Annotated in this window: 22 protein-coding genes; 7 read left to right on the top strand and 15 right to left on the bottom strand. The window is 58.9% G+C overall.

The features are described from left to right. Window positions 1–24: 24 nt before the first annotated feature. Both AB9L16_RS07475 and AB9L16_RS07470 read right to left on the bottom strand, forming a co-directional pair. On the bottom strand, window positions 25–1098 hold the full coding sequence (locus tag AB9L16_RS07475; RefSeq protein WP_016773697.1) for an AI-2E family transporter: 1074 nt from the start codon (window positions 1096–1098) through the stop codon (window positions 25–27). A 34-nt stretch (window positions 1099–1132) separates the two neighbouring features. Next, window positions 1133–2191: a DUF2066 domain-containing protein gene (locus AB9L16_RS07470; RefSeq protein ID WP_375123301.1), complete on the bottom strand. Its 1059-nt coding sequence runs from the start codon at window positions 2189–2191 to the stop codon at window positions 1133–1135. Between the two features lie 373 nt (window positions 2192–2564). Here AB9L16_RS07470 and purM point away from each other — a divergent pair, with 373 nt between their 5' ends. The 3 genes from purM to AB9L16_RS07455 are packed head-to-tail and all read left to right on the top strand — an operon-like array spanning window position 2565 to window position 4995. Then, complete coding sequence (purM, locus tag AB9L16_RS07465) at window positions 2565–3623, top strand: phosphoribosylformylglycinamidine cyclo-ligase (RefSeq protein ID WP_375123300.1); 1059 nt, start codon at window positions 2565–2567, stop codon at window positions 3621–3623. Further along, window positions 3623–4273, top strand: coding sequence for a phosphoribosylglycinamide formyltransferase (purN, locus tag AB9L16_RS07460; RefSeq protein WP_150741314.1), 651 nt, complete (start codon window positions 3623–3625; stop codon window positions 4271–4273). The genes purM and purN overlap by 1 nt, the downstream gene beginning before the upstream one ends. Before the next feature lie 8 nt (window positions 4274–4281). After that, on the top strand, window positions 4282–4995 hold the full coding sequence (locus tag AB9L16_RS07455) for a DUF3108 domain-containing protein (protein ID WP_056783915.1): 714 nt from the start codon (window positions 4282–4284) through the stop codon (window positions 4993–4995). 240 nt (window positions 4996–5235) lie between these two features. On the opposite strand, the gene AB9L16_RS07450 is transcribed toward AB9L16_RS07455, so the two are convergent. Together AB9L16_RS07450 and AB9L16_RS07445 are read right to left on the bottom strand one after the other, a co-directional pair. Further along, on the bottom strand, window positions 5236–6861 hold the full coding sequence (locus AB9L16_RS07450; protein WP_150741313.1) for a methyl-accepting chemotaxis protein: 1626 nt from the start codon (window positions 6859–6861) through the stop codon (window positions 5236–5238). A 138-nt stretch (window positions 6862–6999) separates the two neighbouring features. Beyond that, window positions 7000–8046 (bottom strand): amidohydrolase family protein, encoded by a 1047-nt coding sequence (locus AB9L16_RS07445; protein WP_375123299.1) that lies wholly within the window; start codon window positions 8044–8046, stop codon window positions 7000–7002. Window positions 8047–8175: 129 nt separating this feature from the next. Between AB9L16_RS07445 and AB9L16_RS07440 the strand changes: the two genes are divergently transcribed. Both AB9L16_RS07440 and AB9L16_RS07435 read left to right on the top strand, forming a co-directional pair. Then, window positions 8176–8592, top strand: a complete 417-nt coding sequence (locus tag AB9L16_RS07440) for an OsmC family protein (protein WP_252869027.1) — start codon at window positions 8176–8178, stop codon at window positions 8590–8592. Window positions 8593–8653: 61 nt separating this feature from the next. Beyond that, entirely contained in the window at window positions 8654–9520 is an 867-nt protein-coding gene (locus AB9L16_RS07435) for a pirin family protein (protein WP_095180750.1), read from the top strand. A gap of 457 nt (window positions 9521–9977) precedes the next feature. On the opposite strand, the gene AB9L16_RS07430 is transcribed toward AB9L16_RS07435, so the two are convergent. From AB9L16_RS07430 to AB9L16_RS07415, 4 genes are all read right to left on the bottom strand, one after another. Then, the gene (locus AB9L16_RS07430) at window positions 9978–10706 is read right to left on the bottom strand and encodes a dienelactone hydrolase family protein (protein WP_375123298.1); all 729 of its coding nucleotides are present in this window, start codon (window positions 10704–10706) and stop codon (window positions 9978–9980) included. Between the two features lie 69 nt (window positions 10707–10775). Further along, on the bottom strand, window positions 10776–12680 hold the full coding sequence (gene htpG / locus AB9L16_RS07425) for a molecular chaperone HtpG (RefSeq protein WP_071171478.1): 1905 nt from the start codon (window positions 12678–12680) through the stop codon (window positions 10776–10778). A gap of 82 nt (window positions 12681–12762) precedes the next feature. Continuing rightward, window positions 12763–13215 (bottom strand): PaaI family thioesterase, encoded by a 453-nt coding sequence (locus tag AB9L16_RS07420; RefSeq protein ID WP_042607592.1) that lies wholly within the window; start codon window positions 13213–13215, stop codon window positions 12763–12765. Next, window positions 13212–13688: a PaaI family thioesterase gene (locus AB9L16_RS07415; protein ID WP_375123297.1), complete on the bottom strand. Its 477-nt coding sequence runs from the start codon at window positions 13686–13688 to the stop codon at window positions 13212–13214. Before AB9L16_RS07415 ends, AB9L16_RS07420 begins: the two co-directional genes overlap by 4 nt. 158 nt (window positions 13689–13846) lie before the next feature. Between AB9L16_RS07415 and AB9L16_RS07410 the strand changes: the two genes are divergently transcribed. Next, on the top strand, window positions 13847–14083 hold the full coding sequence (locus AB9L16_RS07410; protein WP_007959016.1) for a hypothetical protein: 237 nt from the start codon (window positions 13847–13849) through the stop codon (window positions 14081–14083). A gap of 62 nt (window positions 14084–14145) precedes the next feature. Here AB9L16_RS07410 and AB9L16_RS07405 read toward each other — a convergent pair whose 3' ends face one another. Beyond that, complete coding sequence (locus AB9L16_RS07405; protein WP_056783897.1) at window positions 14146–14547, bottom strand: MAPEG family protein; 402 nt, start codon at window positions 14545–14547, stop codon at window positions 14146–14148. After that, on the bottom strand, window positions 14547–15284 hold the full coding sequence (locus AB9L16_RS07400; RefSeq protein ID WP_016773682.1) for a DUF599 domain-containing protein: 738 nt from the start codon (window positions 15282–15284) through the stop codon (window positions 14547–14549). Before AB9L16_RS07400 ends, AB9L16_RS07405 begins: the two co-directional genes overlap by 1 nt. A gap of 232 nt (window positions 15285–15516) precedes the next feature. Between AB9L16_RS07400 and AB9L16_RS07395 the strand changes: the two genes are divergently transcribed. Then, window positions 15517–16746, top strand: coding sequence for a hypothetical protein (locus tag AB9L16_RS07395; protein WP_236169133.1), 1230 nt, complete (start codon window positions 15517–15519; stop codon window positions 16744–16746). A 95-nt stretch (window positions 16747–16841) separates the two neighbouring features. Here the strand turns inward: AB9L16_RS07395 and brnQ are convergent, their stop codons facing one another. From brnQ to odhB, 5 genes are all read right to left on the bottom strand, one after another. Then, window positions 16842–18155 (bottom strand): branched-chain amino acid transport system II carrier protein, encoded by a 1314-nt coding sequence (gene brnQ, locus AB9L16_RS07390; protein ID WP_016773681.1) that lies wholly within the window; start codon window positions 18153–18155, stop codon window positions 16842–16844. A 482-nt stretch (window positions 18156–18637) separates the two neighbouring features. Continuing rightward, window positions 18638–19522: a succinate--CoA ligase subunit alpha gene (gene sucD / locus AB9L16_RS07385; RefSeq protein ID WP_016773680.1), complete on the bottom strand. Its 885-nt coding sequence runs from the start codon at window positions 19520–19522 to the stop codon at window positions 18638–18640. Further along, window positions 19522–20688 carry an ADP-forming succinate--CoA ligase subunit beta gene (sucC, locus tag AB9L16_RS07380; protein WP_016773679.1) on the bottom strand — a complete coding sequence of 389 codons (1167 nt, stop codon included), beginning with the start codon at window positions 20686–20688 and terminating at the stop codon, window positions 19522–19524. The genes sucD and sucC overlap by 1 nt, the downstream gene beginning before the upstream one ends. 182 nt (window positions 20689–20870) lie before the next feature. After that, on the bottom strand, window positions 20871–22307 hold the full coding sequence (gene lpdA / locus AB9L16_RS07375) for a dihydrolipoyl dehydrogenase (RefSeq protein WP_016773678.1): 1437 nt from the start codon (window positions 22305–22307) through the stop codon (window positions 20871–20873). Window positions 22308–22415: 108 nt separating this feature from the next. Then, window positions 22416–23660: a 2-oxoglutarate dehydrogenase complex dihydrolipoyllysine-residue succinyltransferase gene (gene odhB, locus AB9L16_RS07370; RefSeq protein ID WP_071171473.1), complete on the bottom strand. Its 1245-nt coding sequence runs from the start codon at window positions 23658–23660 to the stop codon at window positions 22416–22418. Window positions 23661–23682 lie beyond the last annotated feature (22 nt).

The following is a 23682-nucleotide window of genomic DNA, read 5'->3' as shown; positions in this document are numbered from 1 at the left end:
CCAAGCGCCGGGCCGCCCGCGCCATCACAGCTCAGGTTCGTCAACGCCGCTGTAGATCCCGGAGTCCTTATACAAGTCGTGGACATGACGCACCAGCACCATGATCACCGCCGCCACTGGCAACGCCAGCAGCACGCCGGTAAAACCGAACAGCTCGCCACCCGCGAGGATCGCGAAGATCACCGCCACCGGGTGCAGGCCGATCCGATCCCCGACCAGCAGCGGCGTCAGCACCATGCCTTCCAGCGCCTGACCGACCATGAACACTGCGACGATCCCGACCATCGGGTACAGATCGCCACCGAACTGGAACAACCCGGCGATCAATGCCGCGCCGATGCCGATGACAAAACCCATGTACGGCACAATCGCCGCGAGCCCGGCAATCAAGCCGATCAACAGCCCCAGCTCCAGACCGACGATCATCAGGCCAGCCGCGTAAATCACCCCCAACGCAACCATCACCAGCAACTGCCCGCGCACAAACGCGCCGAGCACTTCGTGGCACTCACCCGCCAGCGCAACCACGCGCTCTTCGCGATCACGGGGCAACAGGCTGCGGATCTTGCCCATCATCACGTCCCAGTCGCGCAACAGATAGAAGCTCACCACCGGAATCAGCACCAGATTCGCCAACCAGCCGATCAGCGCCAGGCTCGACGCCGTCGCCTGACTCAGCACCACGCCGACGATGTCGGTGGTCTGGCCCATGTGCTCGCTGATCGCAGCTTTGACTTTATCGAACTTCCAGAAGCCGTCCGACAGCCCCAGTTTCGCTTGCGCCCACGGCACAGCGGTGTGCTGCAACCAGTCGAGCATCTGCGGCGCCAGCTCGTACAAACGCAGCAACTGCTTGGCGAGCATTGGTACCAGCACCAGCAGCAACGCCGTGACGATCAAGGTGAACAAGGCAAACACGGCAATCACGCCCCAAGTTCGCGACAGCCCGAGCCGCTCCAGACGATCCACCAGCGGATCGAACAGATAAGCCAGCAACAACGCGACCAGAAACGGCGTGAGGATCGGATGCAGCAACCATACAAACGCGCAAAGCAGGACTACCCCACCGAGCCAGAACCAACGCCGCGTATCGGCCATTTACCACTCCTGATGCTTCTATATAAGGAAAGACTTACCAGCGAAACCGCAACGACGGTGCCGCCGCTGCCGGGGCTGGCGCTGCAACCGCAGGCGTACCATCCGCCGCTGGCTGGGCAGGCGCCACCGGGGCCGGCGCTTCGGCCGGCAGCTCCTGCAACTTCGCCAGCGACAATTGCGCGCGCAACTGATCGGCGCTGCCATTGACCCGATAGACGATCCGATCGCCCTGCACGCTTTGCAGACGCACGCCGAAGGGTTCGAGTAACCGCAGCAGCGCCGCATAATGCTCCAGATTCATGCCCTGCACTTCCAGGGTCTGCTGACCCGATGCGCCGGGTTTGGCGACGAATCGCGGCGCCAGACGCTCGGCCACCGCCAGCATCACCGCATCGGCAACCGCAGCCTGATCGGCGCCCTGCACGCTGCCGGCCTCTTTCTGATCACCGAGCCACAAGCGCCATTTTGCCTGCCACTGTCCGCCCTCTTCGCGCGCATGCACCGCCAGCAAGGCGTCGGCGTTGTAGCGCTCCGAAGCACTGCGCAAGGGCGCGGGGTCAGCGCTTTCCAGCGCGGGTGCGGTGGCAACCAATTGCTCGCTGAGATCAGCCAGCGGCAAGCGCAGTGGCAAACCGCGATGTTGTGCGGCCGTGCGCAATGCTGAGGCTGCGGTTTGACCGTCACCGACCAGGCTCGCACCTTCAGTTGAATCGTTCAGCCACCAGCCGAGGATCGACGGTCGACTGGCGCCCCACACCGGCAACCCGGCCCGGCGCAAGGCCTGCTCGGTGGTTGCCGGATCGAAATCGACTTTCAGCACTTCCGGTGGCCCGGCATCGAAACCGAACTGGCTGATGATCTGCTGCGGATCCTTGCGGATCGGCGCCAGCCCCGGGCTCTGCGCGGCTTTCGGGTCGCCGGTCAGGCGCAGCACCAAGGTATCGAGCGCCGCCTGCGTGGCGCGATCGCGCTCTTCCGGCGCCTGGCCGTTGACCGGCTGACGCACCTGATACAGACCTTTGAGGTTTTCGGCATGGCTCGCCAGGCTGACCAGCGTCAGGCAGCCTACAAATAACAATTTACAAAAACGCATGGAAAATTCCCGTCGACAGGAGCGGCTGGAACACGCCGCGTGAACCGTTTGAGCAAGGCTGTGACCCCCACCTCTTGCAAAACATTCACACGGTGGCGGTAAGTTTTTGCACAGTCCTAACGATAGACGGTTAATCGCCACACCTTATACAGGCAGTCATACCCTGCGATTGCAAAAAATTTCCGCCGATATGGCCCTGCCCGTCGGTGCGAGGATGGCCGCTGCCCCTCAAGCCTGATAAAATCGCGCGCCTTCGCAGACCGGCAACAGCCGGGCCCCTCGAAACTCGCGTGAGGCGATCGCCCATCGAGTTCGATGTTCCCGCTGAACTCGGTCGTTACCCCCTGAATCCCCTCCCCTAAAGGCCTGGATCATGAGCAAGCAACCCTCCCTGAGCTACAAGGACGCCGGTGTAGACATCGACGCCGGTGAAGCATTGGTCGAACGCATCAAGAGCGTCGCCAAGCGCACTGCGCGCCCGGAAGTCATGGGCGGCCTGGGCGGTTTCGGCGCCCTCTGCGAAATCCCGGCCGGCTACAAGCAGCCGGTGCTGGTCTCCGGCACCGACGGCGTCGGCACCAAGCTGCGTCTGGCGCTGAACCTGAACAAGCACGACAGCATCGGCATCGACCTGGTCGCCATGTGCGTCAACGATCTGGTGGTGTGCGGCGCCGAGCCGCTGTTCTTCCTCGACTACTACGCCACCGGCAAACTGAATGTCGACACCGCTGCCCAGGTTGTCACTGGCATCGGCGCTGGCTGCGAACTGTCGGGTTGCTCGCTGGTCGGCGGCGAAACCGCTGAAATGCCAGGCATGTACGAAGGCGAAGACTACGACCTGGCCGGCTTCTGCGTCGGCGTCGTGGAAAAAGCGGAAATCATCGACGGCTCGAAAGTCGCCACCGGTGACGCCCTGATCGCCCTGCCATCGTCCGGCCCGCACTCCAACGGCTACTCGCTGATCCGCAAGATCATCGAAGTCTCCGGCGCCGACATCGAAAACACCCAGCTCGACGGCAAACCGCTGACCGATCTGCTGATGGCCCCGACCCGCATCTACGTCAAGCCACTGCTCAAGCTGATCAAGGACACTGGCGCTGTGAAGGCCATGGCCCACATCACTGGTGGCGGCCTGCTCGACAACATCCCGCGCGTGTTGCCAAAAGGCGCGCAAGCATTGGTTGACGTGGCCAGCTGGACTCGCCCGGCCGTATTCGACTGGCTGCAAGAGAAAGGCAACGTTGATGAAACCGAAATGCACCGCGTGCTCAACTGCGGCGTCGGCATGGTCATCTGCGTGGCTCAGGAGCACGTCGAAGTGGCCCTGAACACCCTGCGTGACGCCGGCGAGCAGCCTTGGGTCATCGGTCAGATCGCCGTGGCCGCCGAAGGCGCTGCGCAGGTCGAGCTGAAGAACCTCAAGGCTCACTGATGCCAAAGCCCTGTGATGTCGTGGTGCTGTTGTCCGGCACCGGCAGTAACTTGCAGGCTCTGATCGACAGCACGCGGACCGGCGACAGCCCGGTCCGCATCGCTGCGGTGATTTCCAACCGCGCCGACGCCTACGGCCTGCAACGCGCCCGCGACGCGGGTATCGCCACCCGCTCGCTGGATCACAAGGCATTCGAGGGCCGCGAGGCCTTCGATGCCGCGCTGATCGAACTGATCGACCAATTCAACCCCGAACTCGTGGTGCTGGCCGGCTTCATGCGCATTCTCAGCGCTGATTTCGTGCGTCACTACCAGGGTCGCCTGCTCAACATCCATCCGTCGCTGCTGCCCAAATACAAAGGGTTACACACTCATCAGCGCGCGCTGGAGGCCGGCGATACGGAACATGGCTGCTCCGTGCACTTCGTCACCGAGGAACTCGATGGCGGACCACTGGTCGTACAAGCAGTATTACCGGTAGAGTTGCACGACACGCCGCAGAGTCTGGCGCAACGAGTCCACGCCCAGGAACACCTGATCTATCCGATGGCAGTACGCTGGTTTGCCGAAGGCAGGCTGACACTCGGTGACCAGGGTGCTTTACTCGACGGTCAGCCACTCGCCGCCAGCGGCCACTTGATTCGACACTAGGAGATATTATGCGTCGCGCCCTGCTCTTCGCTTGCGCTCTGCTCGCCCTGCCCTTCGCGCAGGCAGCGGACCTTCAACCGTTCTCCGCCAGCTACACCGCCGACTGGAAGCAGCTGCCCATGAGCGGCACCGCCGAACGCAGCCTGACCAAGGAAGCCGACGGCGTCTGGAAGCTCAGCTTCAAGGCCTCGATGATGATCGCCAGCCTGACTGAAGAAAGCACCCTGAAGCTGGACAAGGACACCCTGCTGCCGCAGTCCTACCACTTTGAACGTGGTGGTCTGGGCAAAGCGAAAAAAGCTGATCTGGACTTCGACTGGGCCAATAAACTGGTGACCGGCACCGACCGTGGCGACGCGGTGAAGATCCCGCTGAACCGTGGCATGGTCGACAAGTCGACCTATCAACTGGCGCTGCAGCACGACGTTGCCGCCGGCAAGAAAAGCATGAGCTATCAGGTGGTTGATGATGGCGAAGTCGATACCTACGACTTCCGCGTGCTGGGTTCGGAAAAGGTCGACACCAAGGCCGGCCAGATCGATGCGATCAAGGTCGAGCGCGTGCGCGACCCGACGCAAAGCAAGCGCATCACCGTGCTGTGGTTCGCCAAGGATTGGGATTACCTGTTGGTGCGCCTGCAACAGGTCGAGACTGACGGCAAGGAGTACAACATCATGCTCCAGGACGGTACGGTCAACGGTAAGACTGTCAAAGGCAGCTGATCCGTCGCAAGAACAGAGAGCCCCGCGAATGCGGGGCTTTTGTTTATCTGTTCGATGATACTGCGCGGCGGCCCTACCCCTCACCCCAGCCCTCTCCCGAGGGAGAGGGAGCCGACCGAGGTGTCTGCCGCTAACCATCGACCTGAGAAACCGAGTCGAATATGGATTCCAAAGCATCGCACGATTAGTCCCCTCTCCCTCCGGGAGAGGGTTAGGGTGAGGGGCTTTTGAAGGTCAAACTCACACCGAAAACCGCGCCACCATCCCGTTCAGATCCACCGCCAACTTCGACAACTCCTGACTCGCCGCACTGGTCTGATTGGCCCCAGCCGATGTCTGCATCGCCAGATCACGAATATTCATCAGGTTGCGATCCACCTCCCGCGCCACCGCTGCCTGCTGTTCCGAGGCGCTGGCGATGACCAGATTGCGCTCGTTGATCAAGGTAAACGCCGAGGCGATTTCCTCCAGGGCCGAGCCTGCGCTCTTCGCCAGCTCGAGGGTCGAGCGCGCCCTTGAGTTGCTTTGCTGCATCGAACTGACCGCTGAATCGGTGCCCTGCTGGATCCCGCCGATCATTTGCTCGATTTCCTGGGTCGACTGCTGGGTGCGATGCGCCAGCGCCCGCACTTCATCTGCCACTACTGCAAAGCCACGCCCGGCATCACCGGCGCGCGCGGCTTCGATCGCGGCGTTGAGGGCGAGCAGATTGGTTTGTTCAGCGATCGAGCGAATCACGTCCAGCACTTTGCTGATGCCATGAACCTTTTGCGCCAGCGCCTCGACCTGCGCGGCATTATTGGTGACATCGCCAGCGAGAAACTCGATCGACGTCACCGTCTGCTGCACTTGCTCGCGCCCTTGCCGGGCGATGCGGTCGGACTCGCGGGAGGCTTCGGACGTGGCCACGGCGTTGTTCGCCACCTCTTCCACCGCTGCTGTCATCTGGTTGACCGCAGTGGCGGCCTGTTCGATTTCCTGGCTCTGCTGATGCAGGCCGCGAGTGGCGTCTTCGGTGACACTGCTGAGTTCTTCGGCTGCCGAGGCCAACTGCGTTGACGACTCGGAGATGCGCCGGATCGTGTCGCGCAGATTGTGCTGCATGCTTTTCAACGCTTGCAGCAGACGCGCCGGCTCGTCTTTGCCAGTGATGTGAATGTCACCGGTCAAATCCCCACCGGCCACCACCTCGGCCACGCTGAGCGATTGCGACAATGGCACGACAATGCTGCGCGTCAGCAGCAACGCCAGGCCGACAGTAATCAGCGCAGCCATGGCGATCATTACTGCGACCCATAGCCGCGATTGCTTGAACACCAGCCGCGCGGCCTCAGTGGCCAGACCGGCATTCTGTTTATTCAACTCGACCAGCTCACGCAAAGTGGCGGCGATTTCATCGGCCAGCGGGCTCATCTGATCATTGAGAATCGTCGCAGCCTCAGCGACCCGATTCTGCGCCGACAGCTGTAGAACTTGTGCCTGAAGCTCAAGGTATTTGTGCTCGGTGCCCTTGAAGCGTTCGAACAATACGCGCTCTTCAGGCAGCACGATCAGACCATCATAACGCTGCTGCGCTTCGCTCAAGCCACTGCGCAGTTCGTCGAGCTTGGCGACATTCTGCTCCAGTGCCTTGGGGTCACGGTTGAGCAACAGGCGCATGGTCAGCGCACGCAGACGCAGCATGTCCTGACTCATCTCCCCCACCGCCATCACGCTTGGCAGCCAGTTGTTGTCGACTTCATCGGACTGCGCTCGCATGTTCGACATTTGCAGCAAGGCGAACGCGCCGAGGGCAAACACCATCAGGGCCAGCAGGCCGAAACCGAGACCGGCGCGCGGGGCAATATTGAGACTACGGATATTCATCACTCTGGCTCCTTCCAAAAGCGCTGCATCAGCCTGCAGCGGGTTGCTTTAGAAGGTATCGGCATTGCCGTGAAATTGCGTAAGACGAAAAAGCGATAGGCAGACGAGCGGCTAGTCCGAACTCATGGCTTTGACGTTTCAGCGCGGAGCAGCGGATTTTTCTGTGTTGCGCGGCAATATTGCCAGGAAGTTATCGCGCGCGACTTTGCGCGCCACCCCTTCCGGCAGCGCATCGAGAAACGGCTTGTAGCTGTGCATTTCCTGACCAAGCTTGTTGAACCGTCCTACCACGTCAGAGCCGAGCATGAAGCGCTCGGGATACTTTTCCACCAGCGCCAGCCATTCGGCGCGCGGCTTGCCCTGCTCGTCCAGCAGATACGGCGTGAGCATGCTCCACGACAGGTCGATAAACAGATTCGGATAAGCCTCAAGCATGCGCGTCAGGGTTGGCAGGAGAAACGGCAACTGGGTCTGATGCCGATGGATCTCGGCGCTGGTGCCGGCATGCGCCCAGATGAATCGCGTGTGCGGATGGTTGCGCAGCGGCTCTTCGACTTCCTTCAGGTACAGCGGATTTTTCTCACGCTTGGAAGTGATGTTGGAATGCAGCATCACCGGCAGATCGTTTTCCGCAGCGAGGTGATAGATCTTGGTCATTGCCTCGTTGTTGGCTCGGGGCGTGTCGCCGGAGGTCAGCGCCGTCAGGTCATCGTGCCGGGTGAACACCTCGCCGATGCCCTGCCACAACCCCGGATACAGGTCGAGCATGCGCTGGATGTGCGCGGCGGAATTCTTGTCATTGGGATTGAAGCCGGACAGGAACGGATGAAAGTACTGGCGCTGCTCCGGCGCGAGCTTTTCCACCGCGTCGGCAACGATCACGTCAGTGGCGCTGTACCAATAGGCATCGGCGTCATCGCCGGCGTAGTAGCGCGGACGCTTGGGTTCGTCTTCGTGCCATTTCTTCGCCACGGGAATGCCGGAAATCATGACGTGCTCGATGGAATTGTCCTTCATGGCCGTGAGCAATTTCTGCATGCCGGCGCTTTCCTGGAAAAAATCCACGTAATGCAGGTGCGCATCGCTGTAGGTGTATTCGCGGGCACTGGCGCTGCCAGCGAACAGCAGCAGACAGGCAAGACTCAGACGAGACAAGGACACAAGTAATCTCCGGCAGATGGGCATAGCCTAGACCGCGCCCGAACGACAAGGGTTCATCCCTGCCGAAAAGCGGAACGCCCACTGCCGGGAATGCTCTATAACTGCAAGGTCTGTTTTGATCGAACGATTTTTCCTGCCGCCTGTGAGGTTTCCATGACTGTTACCGTCAATACCGTCTCTGCCGAAGGTTTTCGTCACACCGTCCAGATCGACGACCACGAATTGTTTGCCGATGTACCGAAAGCCGCCGGGGGTGAAGGCACCGCGCCAGAGCCACACGACTACTTCGACGCCGCCCTTGGCGCCTGTAAAGCGCTGACCGTGAAGATGTATGCGAAGAAAAAAGACATCCCGCTGACCGGCGTGGGAGTCGAAGTGAAGCGCGACAACAGCCAGGAACAGAAAGGCAAATACACCCTGCATGTCACCCTGACGCTCAAAGGCGTGCTGACTGACGCCCAGCGCGAGGAACTGCTGCGTGTGGCCGATCGCTGCCCGATCCACAAGCTGATGACCACCAGTGAAGTCAGCATCGAAACTCACGCACCACAAGGCTTCGACAGCCAATAATCCTCCTGATGCCAGCGGCGGGTTATGCTTCTGGCATCACCCGCTCAGCCTGGAATGCACCATGGACACGCCACTCCTGATCATCCGCCCGCGCGCCGAAGACGTCGAAGGCCAGCCGATCCTGCGCCCGCTGCCGTCAGCCAAATGCCGCAATGTCGGACCTTTCGTGTTTTTCGACCACATGCTCGAGACGATTTATCCGACGGGTAAAGGCATGGATATCCGACAGCATCCGCACATTGGCCTGTCGACACTTACCTATCTGTTCGAAGGGCAATTGCAGCACAAGGACAGTCTGGGCTCCGATCAGGTGGTCGGTGCCGGCGATGTCAGCTGGATGACCGCTGGTAGCGCCATCGCCCACGTCGAGCGTACGCCTGCGCCACTGCTTGCCGAGACCTTCACCCTGCACGGCCTGCAAGTCTGGCTGGCCTCGCCCAAGGCACACGAAGAAGGCCCGGGGCATTACAGTCATCACCCGGCAGCGACGTTGCCGGTCAGCGATAACCTCGGCGTGCAGATTCGCATGATTGCCGGGTCAGGCTTTTGCCTGGAATCGCCGGTCCCGGTGCTTTCTCCTACGTTGTATGCGGAAGTGAAGATGCAGACCGCGACCACATTGCTGATTCCGGCCGAGCATGAAGAACGCGCGGTGTATGTGTTGAGCGGGGATGCGCAGTTGAATGGCGAGGCGATCGAGCCGCATGCGCTGGTGGTGTTGCCGGTTGGCGAAGAGATGAGCCTGTTTGCCGAAACCGATGTACACGCCGTGGTGTTCGGCGGCGCGGCGCTGGATGGGCCGAGACGGATCAACTGGAATTTTGTTGCAAGCGATCCGGCGGCGATTGATGAGGCACGGCGCAAGTGGGCGGCCGGGGATTGGCCGACGGTGCCGGGGGAAGTCGAGCGGATCGAACTACCGCGCTAGGCCGCTTACCCTCACCCCAGCCCTCTCCCAGAGGGAGAGGGAGCCGACCGAGGCGTCTTGCGTTATACATCGACCTGAAAAGTCTCGGCGATTATGGATTCGCCTATTCACCTTCAGGTCGACGCCACTCCCGAGCAACCCCCAATCAGTCCCCTATCCCAGAGGGATAGGGAGCCGACCGAGGCGTCTTGCGTTATACATCGACCTGAAAAATCCCGGCGATTATGGATTCGCCTATTCAAGTTCAGGTCGACGTCACTCCCGAGCAACCCTCAATCAGTCGCCTATCCCAGAGGGAGAGGGAGCCGACCGAGGCGTCTTGCGTTATACATCGACCTGAAAAGTCTCGGCGATTATGGATTCGCCTATTCACGTTCAGGTCGACGCCACTCCCGAGCAACCCCCAATCAGTCCCCTCTCCCTCCGGGAGAGGGCTAGGGTGAGGGGCTTTTCGCTTTTAACCGTTGAACACTTCATCCAGCAAATCATGCATCGACTTGAACGCGCGCTTGGCGGTCTTTTCGTCGTACATCATCTTGCCCGGCACATTGGCGTGCGGATCGGTAAACGAGTGCACCGCGCCGCCGTAGCTCAGCAGTTGCCAGTCGACTTTCGCCGCGTTCATTTCATCTTCGAACGCTGGCAGTTGCTCTTTCGGCACCAATGGATCGGACGCGCCATGCAGCACCAGCACCGAGCCCTTGATGTTCTGCGCATCCGCCGGGTTCGGCGAATCCAGCGTGCCGTGGAACGACACCGCCGCTTTTACCGGCGCGCCGGTGCGGGCCAGGTCCAGCGCACAGCAACCACCGAAGCAGAAACCGAACACCGCCAGTTTCGAAGTATCCACCGTGGCTTCGCCCTGGCTCTGCAATTGCTCGAAAGCCACTTGCAGACGTTTGCGCAACAGCGCGCGGTCGTCCTTGAGCGGCATCATTGCTGCCAGCGCCTCATCAGCGTTCTGCGGACGTACGCTCTGGCCGTAGACATCCGCGATCAGCACCACGTAGCCCTCGGCCGCCACCGTTTTGGCAATGTCTTCAGCACCGGCGCTGACGCCCATCCAGTTCGGCGCCATCAGCAAACCCGGGCGCGCGCCCTTGTGCTCGGCGTCGAACGCCAGGCGACCTTCGTAGGTCTGGCCGTCAATCTGATAGACCACGGAACGTACAGTGACTTGGCTCATTTCTGACTCCTGATTGTGTAAACACCAGAATGAAAAAACCCGCCGAAGCGGGTTTTTCCTACAACGTGATCAAACCGACAGTTCAACCAGCAGCTTGTTCAGCCGGCGCACATAAGCGGCCGGATCCTTCAAGCTGTCGCCCGCCGCCAGGGCGGCCTGATCGAAGAGGATGTGCGACAGATCGCCAAAACGCTCTTCGCTCTGCTCGCCATCAAGTTTCTCGATCAGCGGGTGGCTCGGGTTGAATTCGAAAATCGGCTTCGAATCCGGGACTTTCTGCCCGCTGGCCTCGAGAATCTGGCGCATTTGCAGACCCAGGTCCTGTTCGCCGATAGCCAGAATGGCCGGCGAGTCGGTCAGACGATGGGATACGCGAACTTCAGCCACGGAATCACCCAGCGCAGTTTTCAGGCGCTCGACCAGACCCTCTTTGGACTTGGCGACTTCTTCAGCGGCTTTCTTGTCCTCTTCCGAGTCCAGATTGCCCAGATCGAGGTCACCGCGCGCCACGTCGACAAAAGTCTTGCCGTCGAATTCGCTGAGGTAGCTCATCAGCCACTCGTCGATGCGATCGGTGAGCAGCAGCACTTCGATGCCTTTCTTGCGGAAGACTTCCAGGTGCGGGCTGTTCTTGACCTGCGCGTAGGTTTCGCCGGTGAGGTAGTAGATCTTGTCCTGACCTTCCTTGGCGCGGGCCAGGTAGTCAGCCAGACCGACAACCTGCTCGCCGTCGTCGCCCTGGGTCGATGCGAAACGCAGCAGACCGGCAATTTTCTCTTTGTTGGCGAAATCTTCTGCCGGGCCTTCTTTCATGACCTGACCGAAGTTTTTCCAGAAGCCCTTGTATTGCTCAGGTTCGTTCTTCGCCAGTTTTTCCAGCATGTCGAGCACACGCTTGGTCAGCGCGGTTTTCATCGAATCGATGATCGGGTCTTTCTGCAGGATCTCACGCGACACGTTCAGCGACAGGTCGTTGGAATCGACCACGCCTTTGATGAAGCGCAGGTACAGCGGCAGGAACGACTCGGCCTGATCCATTACAAACACACGCTGCACGTACAGCTTCAGGCCCTTCGGCGCTTCACGCTGGTACAGGTCGAACGGCGCGCGGGCCGGCACGTACAGCAGCGAGCTGTACTCAAGCTTGCCTTCAACCTTGTTGTGGCTCCACGACAACGGATTCTCAAAGTCGTGAGCGATGTGTTTGTAGAACTCCTGGTATTCCTCGTCTTTGACTTCAGTGCGCGGACGGGTCCACAGGGCGCTGGCACGGTTGACGGTTTCCCATTCAACGGCCGGAGCCTCTTCGCCTTCGGCCGGAGTGACTTCCTTCGGCAGTTCGATCGGCAAAGCGATGTGGTCGGAGTACTTCTTGATGATGTTGCGCAGACGCCAGCCATCCGCGAATTCGTCTTCACCGGATTTCAGGTGCAGGACGATGCGGGTACCGCGCTCTGGCTTGTCGATGGTGGCGACTTCGAACTCGCCCTCGCCTTTCGACGACCAGTGCACGCCTTCGCTGGCGGCAGTGCCGGCGCGACGGCTGTATACATCAACCTTGTCGGCGACGATAAAGGCCGAATAGAAGCCGACACCGAACTGGCCGATCAGGTGCGAATCTTTCTTCTGATCGCCGGACAGGTTTTTCATGAAATCGGCGGTGCCGGATTTGGCGATGGTACCCAGGTGGGTGATCACATCGTCACGGTTCATACCGATACCGTTGTCTTCGAGGGTGACGGTCTTGGCGTCCTTGTCGAAGCTCACACGGATTTTCAGGTCAGCGCCACCTTCGAGCAACTCAGGCTTGGCCAGGGCTTCGAAGCGCAGCTTGTCGACAGCGTCAGAGGCGTTCGAGATCAATTCGCGAAGGAAAATTTCCTTATTCGAATACAGCGAATGGATCATGAGGTGCAGCAGCTGCTTTACCTCGGTCTGGAAGCCCAGGGTTTCCTTTTGAGTTTCCACACTCATGGTCATCAAACTCCAATCAGATGGCAGTGGCCGCGACCCGAAATGGTCTGCGGCGGGTTGTCATCTGAGTTGGGGGCGCTGTTCAGGATTTCAAGGGCTCATCAATTTTGAAGTGCGCGCGGGCGGTGGCGATCGGTTCGCCCTCGGTACTCTGCCACGCCGTGACCGCAACGTTGGCCACGCGACGCCCCTGACGGCAGACCTGACACCTGGCCCACGTGTCGCGAAACTGCCCGGCGCGCAGGTAATCGAGGGAAAAATCGATGATCTTCGGCACGCCCGGCGTGCCGGTAAAAATCAGCAGATGCAGGGCCGCGGCCAGCTCCATGAAGCCGGCAATCACCCCGCCATGGATCGCCGGCAATAAAGGGTTACCAATGTTGTCCTTGTTCGCCGGCAGCTTGAACAGCAACTCATCGCCGACTCGCGAGCACTCGATACCGATCAGCCCGGCATAGGGAATCAATGCCAGCAGCGGCGCGTAATCGCCCTGCGCGTGGGCCTGCTGCAGCTGCTCCCTGAGATCGTTGCTCATTGGCTCGCTCCCTTGATCGCGCCCGCGACCCCCTTGCTGCCCTTCAGACCGATACCCATGCGCATGAATGTGCCGACGACGTGGGCAATCGGTTGCTCGGGATCGTCCTGGTAGGCAAAACCACGGGCAAAGATCACGTCGGTGGTGACGCGGTAGCACTGGGCAAATCCGTACACCGCTTTGTTCGATTCAGCGGCGTGCATGTAGTCGATGCGCAGATCGAGGGTCGGACAGACTTCGAACTCTGGCAGCACGCACAGGGTCGACATGCCGCATGCAGTGTCCATCAATGAAGTGATGGCACCGCCGTGGATGACTCCGGTTTCGGGATTGCCGACGATTTTTTCGCTGTACGGCAGGATCACCGTCAGCCCTTCGCTGGAGGCACTGTGCACCTGCAGACCGAGGACCTGACAGTGGCGCAATGCCGATAAAAAGCGCGTCGCGCGCTCAAAAACGGGGTTTTCGACCATGTGATAATTACTCGCGTTTGGGCCTTGTGCCAGTAGTGAGAAAAGCGGCAAAAGTTCCGTGATAAAACAAACTTATATATCTGAAACAATTGAGGAACTTAACCCGTAGCGCCGAGTTCTTAAGGCCAGTAGTTATTTTCCATAAGGAGATACACCCCATGCGTAAGACTTTAGCTATTGCCTTGATGTTGACCGCTTCCCTCGGTCTCGCTGCCTGCGATAAAAAATCCGAGGACAAAGCTCAAGATGCAAACCAACATGCTGAGCAAGCTCAGCAAGACATGAACAAAGCTCAGGATAAAGTGAACGACGCAGCAAAGGAAAACGCCGAAGCTGCCAAAGCTCAGGCTGAATCGAACGCCGCTGCTCAAGAAGAAGCCGCCAAAAAGCAATAAGCTTTGTGGTGTGAAAGGAAAACCCGCCAAGTGCGGGTTTTCTTTTGCCTGCGATTTACCGGTTATAGCAACACGGTTCTAAAAGTCGGACTAATCATCAGCAACAACGAACAGATGAAGCCAACTAGCCACATCAGGCTGCGCAACTTCGCCAGATCGGCCAGATAGAACCACAGATAGAAAATCCGCGAGATCACGAAGATGATCGCCAGCGCATCGATCAGCCAACCCGCGGTTTGCGTGGTATGCGCCATCAGCACGCCGACGGCGAAGAGGATGAAGGCTTCGATGCTGTTCTGATGGGCCGCCAGCGCCCTCGCACCGAAGCCAGTCAACTGCGCCTGCTGCTGCCGCGGCAAGTGATTGTCATACCCGCCCTGCTCTTTCATGGCCTTGGCCACCGGCATACGCGCCACATAGATCAATAAAGCACTGATAAACACACACCAGAACGGAATACTCATCAAACAGCCTCTTTGTTCGCCTCAGGGACGGGCGCCTCTGTAGGGGTATAGACCATGACATCGAGAACGTCGGAATGAAACTCGCGGCGATACAAAACCACCACGACTCCCGCGCTCATGATCATGAACAGCCACGGGCTGACGAACCACGCCAGCATACTCATGCCGAAGTAATAAGAACGCAGGCCGAAGTTGAACTGGTTGGCCGCCATCGAAATCACCCGCGCCGCCCGCGAAGCGAACGCCTTGCGTTCTTGTTCAGTCACTTGGCGCTCACCGATCATCGGCGCTGAACCGACCAGAATCGCAGCGAAGTTGTATTGGCGCATGCACCAGCTGAAAGTAAAGAACGCATAGACGAACACCAGTGCCAGACACAGCAACTTGATCTCCGACATGCCCTGCGACGCCTGCTGCACCATCGGAATATCCGCCAACAACGACACGGCTCGGTCGGACGCACCGAGCACGGTGAGGATACCGGCGAGGATGATCAGCGTGCTGGAGGCGAAGAACGACGCGTTGCGTTCCAGATTGCCGATCACGCTGGCATCGGCGATGCGGTTGTCACGCAGCAGCATGCGGCGCATCCAGTCTTCGCGGTACAGGTGCAACACGCTGGCCAGACACGCCGTATCACGGGCCTTCCAGGTGGCATAACGGGTGTAACCGCCCCAGCAGACGACAAACCAGACGGCGGCGAGCAAGTGGATCAGATTGGCTTGGATGAACGACATTCGTTGTCCTGAGCAAGAGGAATGATGGAGGGAACCCTTCGTTTCGACGTGTTGGCTCGTAAAAAGACACGCTCATTGAAGAGTCAAATTTATTCAAAATAGACCGCAGCTATCAGTTTTCAGAGGCTTATACCTGTCAACTCTGACAGTAGCGCCGAGGGTATGGCGAGGCATAAGGTCGTTTTCTCAAACGGGAACACTGACCGCTCCCCTATCAGACAAGGATTTGAGCATGAGACCTTTGAACGCTGCGCTGCCCATTGACACAACGTTTGGCAACCGGGGGTACGCCGAGTCATTTGCTACGGGAAGCCAGGCTTTGAAAATCGCAGGCTTGCGCCCGGATGGAAAGATCCTTCTCGTGGGACAAACTGTTGTAGAGGGCAAAGTCAGTTTTCATTTGGCGCAATTACTCGCGGACGGTACTAACGATACTGGCTTCAACGAAAACGGTTTGATCGTAGGTACGTTTACAGGTTCGGGACAAGCCAGCGGAACTGGCGCCTGTCTTTATAAAGACGGCAAGGCGCTGCTTTTTGGGTATCAATATGATGAGGACCAAGGAACCCGATTTGCGCTTGCCAGATTCTTCGCTGATGGTGAAAGAGATCGCGATTTCGGTCCCGATGGGACGGTTTACGTCCCTTTCCTGCCACAGTCCGAATCGCAATTGCCAAAACCGGAAGCTTCCATCACGTCGCAATCCAGAACCAGGTTAGTACTGACTGCTGATGAAAAAATACTCGTCGGTCAAAGCGACCGACTGTTCAGACTTGATCAGAATGGAGATTTCGATACCGCTTTCAACAACAAAGGCTGGCTGGATCTTGCAATGGGCATTGCTTCGATTTCAGTAGCAGAGGATGGAGTAATCACAGTTGCAGGTTCGAGGGCTGGAGAAGGGAAGATTGTGCGCCTGAACGTCGATGGAACGCCCCATAAAGACTTCGGCGATGATGGCACCGGGACCGTCTACATTCCATCGGATTACCCGGTCAGCGTACGAAGCCTGATGTTACGTGCTGACGGCAGCTTCTTTGTTGCTGGCCAGGTCGACACATCCCCCAACGACGTTTGGGGGAAAGGACGCAAAGCAATGATGGCCGCGTACAACCCGAACGGTAGACCAAATCTCGCATTCAATCAGGGTAAGCCTGTTGTCACTGATCTTGGATTAACCGACGGTTGCACTTTGTTCGATCTAAGTGGGGAACCTGAGGATGGTTTGGTTGTGGTGGGGAGTACAGGGCAAATAACCAGGGAGCAAATGCTTGCCTGCCGCTATCTGGCAACGGGTGAACTGGACACAACCTTTGGGGACGGCAAGGGATACGTTACTCACTCTATGGGGCCCGGTATGCAATGGATCTCGGTGGCAGTGCAGCCCGACAAGCGAATACTCCTGAGCCGTGACAGCGACAACGTCAATGTGGGAGCTCTGGTCGTACGTTATCTGGGTTGAGGATTATCAGCTCTGATAAAAAATGCCCCGTATCGATTGATACGGGGCATTTCTGTTTAACCGTGCCTGACCCGCTTGTGGCGGGTCACATCACGTCAGGCAGTGACTTCGCTGCGCTTGCCCAGCAGGCGATCACAGACCACGGCGACCACCAGGGTCATCACGCATGGCACCAGCCATGCCAGCCCTTGCTCGCTCAGCGGCAGATGGGTCAGCTGAGTTGGCATCCAGTCGGCCAGACCAGCGCCTTTCAGGGCGTCGATGGTGCCGAAAACGAAGGAAACCAGCATCACCGGGCCAAGAATGCGCCCGTGCTCATGCCAGAAATCCTTGCAGAAGCTCAGTGCGACCAGAACGATGCACGGCGGGTAGATCGCGGTGAGTACCGGAATCGAGAAAGCAATGAGCTTGGTCAGACCGAGGTTGGAGACCAGCAGCGAGAACGCCGCGAGGATAATCACCAGCGTCTTGTAGGACAGTGGCAGCACACGGCTGAAGTATTCAGCACAGGCACAGGTCAGACCGACCGCCGTGACCAGACACGCCAGCGAGATCAGCACCGCAAGGAAACCGCTACCCAGCGAACCGAAGGTGTGTTGCACGTAGGCATGCAACACCGCCGCGCCGTTGGTGGCGCCGACCGCGACTTCATGGCTGCCGGAACCGAGGCGGAACAGGCTGACGTAGACCAGTGCCAGACCCACGCCGGCAATCAGCCCGGCAATGATCGCGTAACGGGTGATCAGCGCCGGCGACTCGACGCCACGGGAGCGGATCGCGTTGACGATAACGATGCCGAATACCAGTGCGCCGAGGGTATCCATGGTCAGGTAACCATTGATGAAGCCCTGAGAAAACGGTGCCGCCACATATTCCGGTGTGCCGTGACCGATGTCACCCGCCGGCAAGGCGAACGCGGCGATGCCCAGTACTGCCAGCGCAATGATTTTCAGCGGTGCGAGGAAGCGGCCAACGGTATCCAGCAACCGCCCAGGGTAGAGCGAAATGAAGAACACCAGCAGGAAGTACACCGAGCTGTAGAGGAACAGCGCCAGCGGGCTTTCGCCGGTCAATGGCGCCAGACCTACCTCGAAGGATACGGTCGCGGTACGCGGGGTGGCGAACAGCGGACCCACGGCCAGGTAGCATGCCGCCGCGAGGATACCGCCAGCGATCTTGCCGATAGGGCTGCTCAACGCATCCATCGCACCGCCGACCTTGGCCAGCGCCACCACGGTGACCACCGGCAAACCAACGGCGGTAATCAGGAAACCCAGTGCGGCCATCCAGACGTGAGGTCCGGCCTGCAAGCCGACGATCGGCGGGAAAATGATGTTACCGGCCCCGACAAACAGGGCAAACGTCATAAAACCAAGTGCCAGGATGTCCTGACCTTTCAAAACTTTCATTAAGGTAATACCACACTACTGAAATCGGAATTTAGAGGGGGATTGCCCTGTTGGATTAGGGAAATGCTGTCGATCCGTATGGGACTGACCCTTAAAGCGCGTAGCTGCCTTGTGGGCGGCGGACGCAAAAATGGCGGCCAGCCTAACGAATTTGGCTGACAAACGCACTGTTAGAGGGCGAACTATCCGATACGCGACGTTTCAGTGTCGCGTTTACATATCTATTTTTCATACAGAGAACCTGTATTCATCACAACGAACCTGTGGCGAGGGGATTTATCCCCGTTGGACTGCGCAGCAGTCCCAAAGAATCCGAGCTGGAACTGCCTGACTGATCATGGTCGCTAGCATGGGGGCCGCTTCGCAGCCCAGCGGGGATAAATCCCCTCGCCACAACAGCTCTCAAAATTCTCATACGCCAGAAACGACAAAGGCCACCCGAAGGTGGCCTTTGTTGCTGGAGCTAAAAAGTCAGCCGAAGCTTACTTCTTCACTTCCCAGCCAGTCAGCTCGGCCAGGGCCTTGCCGATGTCTGCCAGCGAACGCACGGTTTTTACGCCTGCGTCTTGCAGCGCAGCGAATTTCTCGTCTGCAGTGCCTTTGCCGCCAGAGATGATTGCGCCAGCATGGCCCATGCGCTTGCCCGGAGGAGCAGTCACACCAGCGATGTAGGAAACAACCGGCTTGGTCACGTTAGCCTTGATGTAGGCAGCCGCTTCTTCTTCAGCCGAACCGCCGATCTCGCCGATCATCACGATCGCCTCGGTCTTCGGGTCTTCCTGGAACAGCTTCAGGATGTCGATGAAGTTCGAACCCGGGATCGGGTCACCGCCGATGCCGACGCAAGTCGACTGACCGAAACCGGCGTCAGTGGTCTGCTTCACAGCTTCGTAGGTCAGGGTGCCGGAACGCGAAACGATACCGACCTTGCCTGGCAAGTGAATGTGACCTGGCATGATGCCGATCTTGCATTCGCCTGGGGTGATCACGCCTGGGCAGTTAGGGCCGATCAGGACTACGCCCAGCTCGTCGCACTTAACTTTGGCGTCCAGCATGTCCAGGGTAGGAATGCCTTCGGTGATGCAGACGATCAGCTTGATGCCGCCGAATGCCGCTTCCAGGATCGAGTCCTTGCAGAACGGAGCCGGAACGTAGATCACGCTGGCGGTAGCGCCAGTGGCAGCTACTGCGTCTTTTACGGTGTTGAACACTGGCAGACCCAGGTGCTCGGTGCCGCCCTTGCCCGGAGTTACGCCACCAACCATCTTGGTGCCGTATTCGATGGCTTGCTGGGTGTGGAAACTACCTTGCGAACCGGTAATACCCTGGCAGATAACTTTGGTGTCTTTATTGATCAGGACGCTCATTATTTGCCCTCCGCAGCTTTGACAACTTGTTGAGCAGCGTCGGTCAGGCTGGTAGCAGCGATGATGTTCAAACCGCTTTCTGCCAGTACTTTAGCGCCCAGCTCAGCGTTGTTGCCTTCAAGGCGAACAACAACCGGGATTTTCACGCCGACTTCTTTCACGGCGCCGATGATGCCTTCGGCAATCATGTCGCAGCGAACGATGCCGCCGAAGATGTTGACCAGTACTGCCGCGACGTTCTGGTCGGACAGGATGATCTTGAACGCTTCAGTAACGCGTTCCTTGGTAGCGCCACCACCTACGTCGAGGAAGTTGGCTGGCTTGCCGCCATGCAGGTTGACGATGTCCATGGTGCCCATGGCCAGACCGGCACCGTTGACCATGCAACCGATGTTGCCTTCCAGCGCTACGTAGTTCAGTTCGAACTTGGCAGCGTGCGCTTCGCGCGGATCGTCCTGCGACGGATCGTGGAAAGCCTTCAGCTTAGGCTGACGGTACATGGCGTTGGCGTCGATGTTGATCTTCGCGTCGAGGCAGTGCAGATCGCCGTCAGCCTTGATCACCAGCGGGTTTACTTCCAGCAGAGCCAGGTCGTGGTCTTTGAACAGCTTGGCCAGACCTACGAAGATCTTGGCGAACTGAGTGACCTGCTTGCCTTCCAGACCCAGCTGGAATGCCAGCTCGCGACCCTGGGATGGCTGAGCGCCAACCAGTGGATCGATAGTGGCCTTGAGAATTTTTTCTGGAGTGTCGTGAGCGATTTTCTCGATGTCCACGCCACCTTCGGTGGAAGCCATGAACACGATGCGACGGCTCGAACGGTCAACGACAGCGCCCAGGTACAGCTCTTTAGCGATATCAGTGCACGATTCAACCAGGATCTTGGTGACTGGCTGGCCATTGGCGTCAGTCTGGTAAGTCACCAGACGCTTGCCCAGCCACTGCTGTGCGAAGGCTTTGGCGTCTTCTTTGCTGCGAACCAGCTTTACGCCGCCCGCTTTACCGCGACCACCGGCGTGAACCTGGGCTTTGACGACCCACTCGTTGCCGCCGATTTTGTCGCAAGCTTCTGCTGCTGCTTCCGGGGTGTCTACTGCGTAACCAGTGGAAACTGGCAGGCCGTATTCAGCGAACAGCTGCTTACCCTGATACTCGTGAAGATTCATGCTTTTTACCGTCTTCGTTAGGTACTGCGCATTCGGCGCTGCGCTCGTTTGAGTGCCGCGCCACCTGTGACTGCTGCTTGCGTAGCTGGGCTACGCAAGACTGCGTCCGGCGGACATTCCGCGGTGAGTCTTGCTCGCAAGGCTCACGACGGGCCGTTGCCGCCGTGGTTTCTTATTATGTCTTAACGCTTCTTGCGGTTGGCAATGTGAATGGCGCCGCCATTCACTGCCAGAGCAGCTTCGTGCAAGGCTTCGGACAGGGTCGGATGGGAGAAAACCATCATGCCCAGGTCTTCAGCGCTGGTGCCGAATTCCATACCGATCGCGCCCTGCTGAACCAGTTCTGCAGCGCTCGGGCCAATCACGTGCACGCCCAATACGCGGTCGGTCTTGGCATCGGCGATGACCTTGACGAAACCACCGGTATCGTTGGCAGCCATGGCACGGCCGGAAGCGGCGAACGGGAAGGTGCCGACGTTGACTTCAACGCCTTCGGCCTTCAGCGCCTGCTCGGTTTTGCCAACCCACGCGATTTCCGGGTGAGTATAAATAACCGAAGGGATCAAATCATAGTTCATCTGAGCCTTGTGGCCCTTGATGCGCTCGACAACCATGATGCCTTCTTCCGAAGCCTTGTGGGCCAGCATCATGCCGCGAACCACGTCACCGATGGCGAAGACGCCCGGCACAGCTGTGACGCAATGGTCATCGACCGCGATGAAACCGCGCTCGTCGATTTCCACGCCGCAGTCGGCAGACAGCAGATCAGTGGTCACCGGACGGCGACCAACGGCTACGATCAGCTTGTCGAAAGTGATGGTCTGTTCGCCGTTGGCATCGGTGTAGTTGACGACGACTTCTTCGCCGTTGACTTTCGAACCGGTAACGCGAGCGCCCAGCTTGATGTCCAGACCCTGTTTGGTCAGGGTTTTCAGCGCTTCCTTGGAAACAGCGGTGTCCGCTGCCATCAGGAAAGTGTCCAGTGCTTCGAGCACAGTCACTTCTGCCCCCAGACGCGACCATACCGAACCCAGTTCCAGACCGATCACGCCAGCGCCGATCACGCCCAGACGTTTAGGTACGGACTGGAATTCCAGAGCGCCAGTCGAATCGACGATGACTTTCTGGTCAACCGGAGCCGGTGGAATGTCGATCGGACGCGAACCTGGCGCGAGAATGACGTTTTCCGCTTCGATGACTTCAACCGAACCGTCCGGCTTGGTGACTTCGACTTTCTTGCCGGCCAGCAGCTTGCCGTGGCCCTGGATCGAAGTAACGCCGTTGGCCTTGAACAGGGTGGCAACGCCGCCGGTCAGGTTCTTGACGATGCCAGCCTTGCGGCCAACCATCGCAGCGACGTCCATTTTGACTTCGCCGGTCGAGATACCGTGAACGTTGAAGCTCTCTTTGGCTTCCTTGTATTTCCACGAGCTGTCGAGCAGCGCCTTGGAAGGAATGCAACCTACGTTCAGGCAGGTACCGCCCAGGGCTTGCTTGCCCTCTGCGTCGGTGTACTTCTCGATGCAGGCAGTGGTCAGGCCCAACTGAGCAGCCTTGATGGCCGCTACATAGCCACCAGGGCCGGCACCGATCACTACTACGTCAAATTTCTGCGACATTCAAAAAATCCTCTTTAGCAATAAAGCTACAAGCCGCAAGCTTCAAGCTGCAAGCCCACCCGCTCGCCTTGAGCTTGAGGCTTGTAGCTGAAAGCTTGCAGCTGCTTTTTAGATATCCAGCAACAGACGAGCCGGATCTTCCAGCAGGTTCTTGATGGTCACCAGGAAGGTCACAGCTTCTTTGCCATCGATCAGGCGGTGATCGTAGGACAGAGCCAGGTACATCATCGGACGGATCACGACCTGACCGTTGATGGCCATCGGACGCTGGATGATGTTGTGCATGCCCAGAATCGCTGCCTGCGGCGGGTTGACGATCGGCGTCGACATCATCGAACCGAAGGTACCACCGTTGGTGATGGTGAAGGTACCACCGGTCATCTCGTCCATCGACAGTTTGCCGTCACGGGCTTTCTTGCCAAATGTTGCGATGCCGCCTTCGATTTCAGCCAGGCTCATCAGCTCGGCGTTACGCAGAACCGGTACCACCAGGCCACGGTCGCTGGAAACGGCAACGCCGATGTCTGCGTAGCCGTGGTAAACGATGTCGCCGCCGTCGATCGACGCGTTGACAGCCGGGAAGCGTTTCAGCGCTTCAGTGGCCGCTTTCACGAAGAACGACATGAAGCCCAGGCGTACGCCGTTGTGGGACTTCTCGAACAGGTCCTTGTACTTCGAACGCAGCGCCATGACTTCGGTCATGTCGACTTCGTTGAACGTGGTCAGCATCGCCATGTTCGACTGGGCTTCAACCAGACGCTTGGCCACGGTGGCACGTACGCGAGTCATCGGTACGCGCTTCTCGATGCGGTCGCCGGCAGCGAACACAGGCGCAGCAGCCGAAGGAGCAGCAGCCTTGGCAGGTGCGGCAGCCGGAGCGGCTTTCTTGGCAGCAACTGCTGCTACCACGTCTTCCTTGGTCACACGACCGCCCTTGCCGGTGCCGGCAACGGAAGCGATGTTGATGCCGTTCTCTTCAGCCAGCTTGCGCGCGGCAGGAGCGGCGATCGGGTCATCTTCGCCATCGGCAGCAGCTGGTGCGGCAGCGGCAGTAGCGGCCGGAGCGGCAGCGGCGGCAGGAGCGGCAGCGGCGGCAGGAGCGGCAGCAGCAGCGCCGCCCTCTTCGATCGAGCCCAGGACCTGGTTCGACAGAACGGTAGCGCCCTCTTCGGCAACGATTGCGCCCAGCACGCCGTCTGCTTCAGCCAACACTTCGAGCACGACTTTGTCGGTTTCGATGTCGACGATCAGGTCGTCACGCTTGACGGCCTCACCTGGTTTCTTGTGCCAGGTGGCAACGGTGCCATCGGCAACCGATTCCGGGAATGACGGGGCTTTGATTTCGATAGCCATTATCTGTGGGTCCTTAAAATTC

The organism is Pseudomonas sp. LW8 (assembly GCF_041956865.1).
GTDB classification, from domain to species: domain Bacteria; phylum Pseudomonadota; class Gammaproteobacteria; order Pseudomonadales; family Pseudomonadaceae; genus Aquipseudomonas; species Aquipseudomonas siliginis.
Note: the sequence above shows the minus strand (reverse complement) of the source record. Positions and strands in the feature narration are given on the sequence as shown.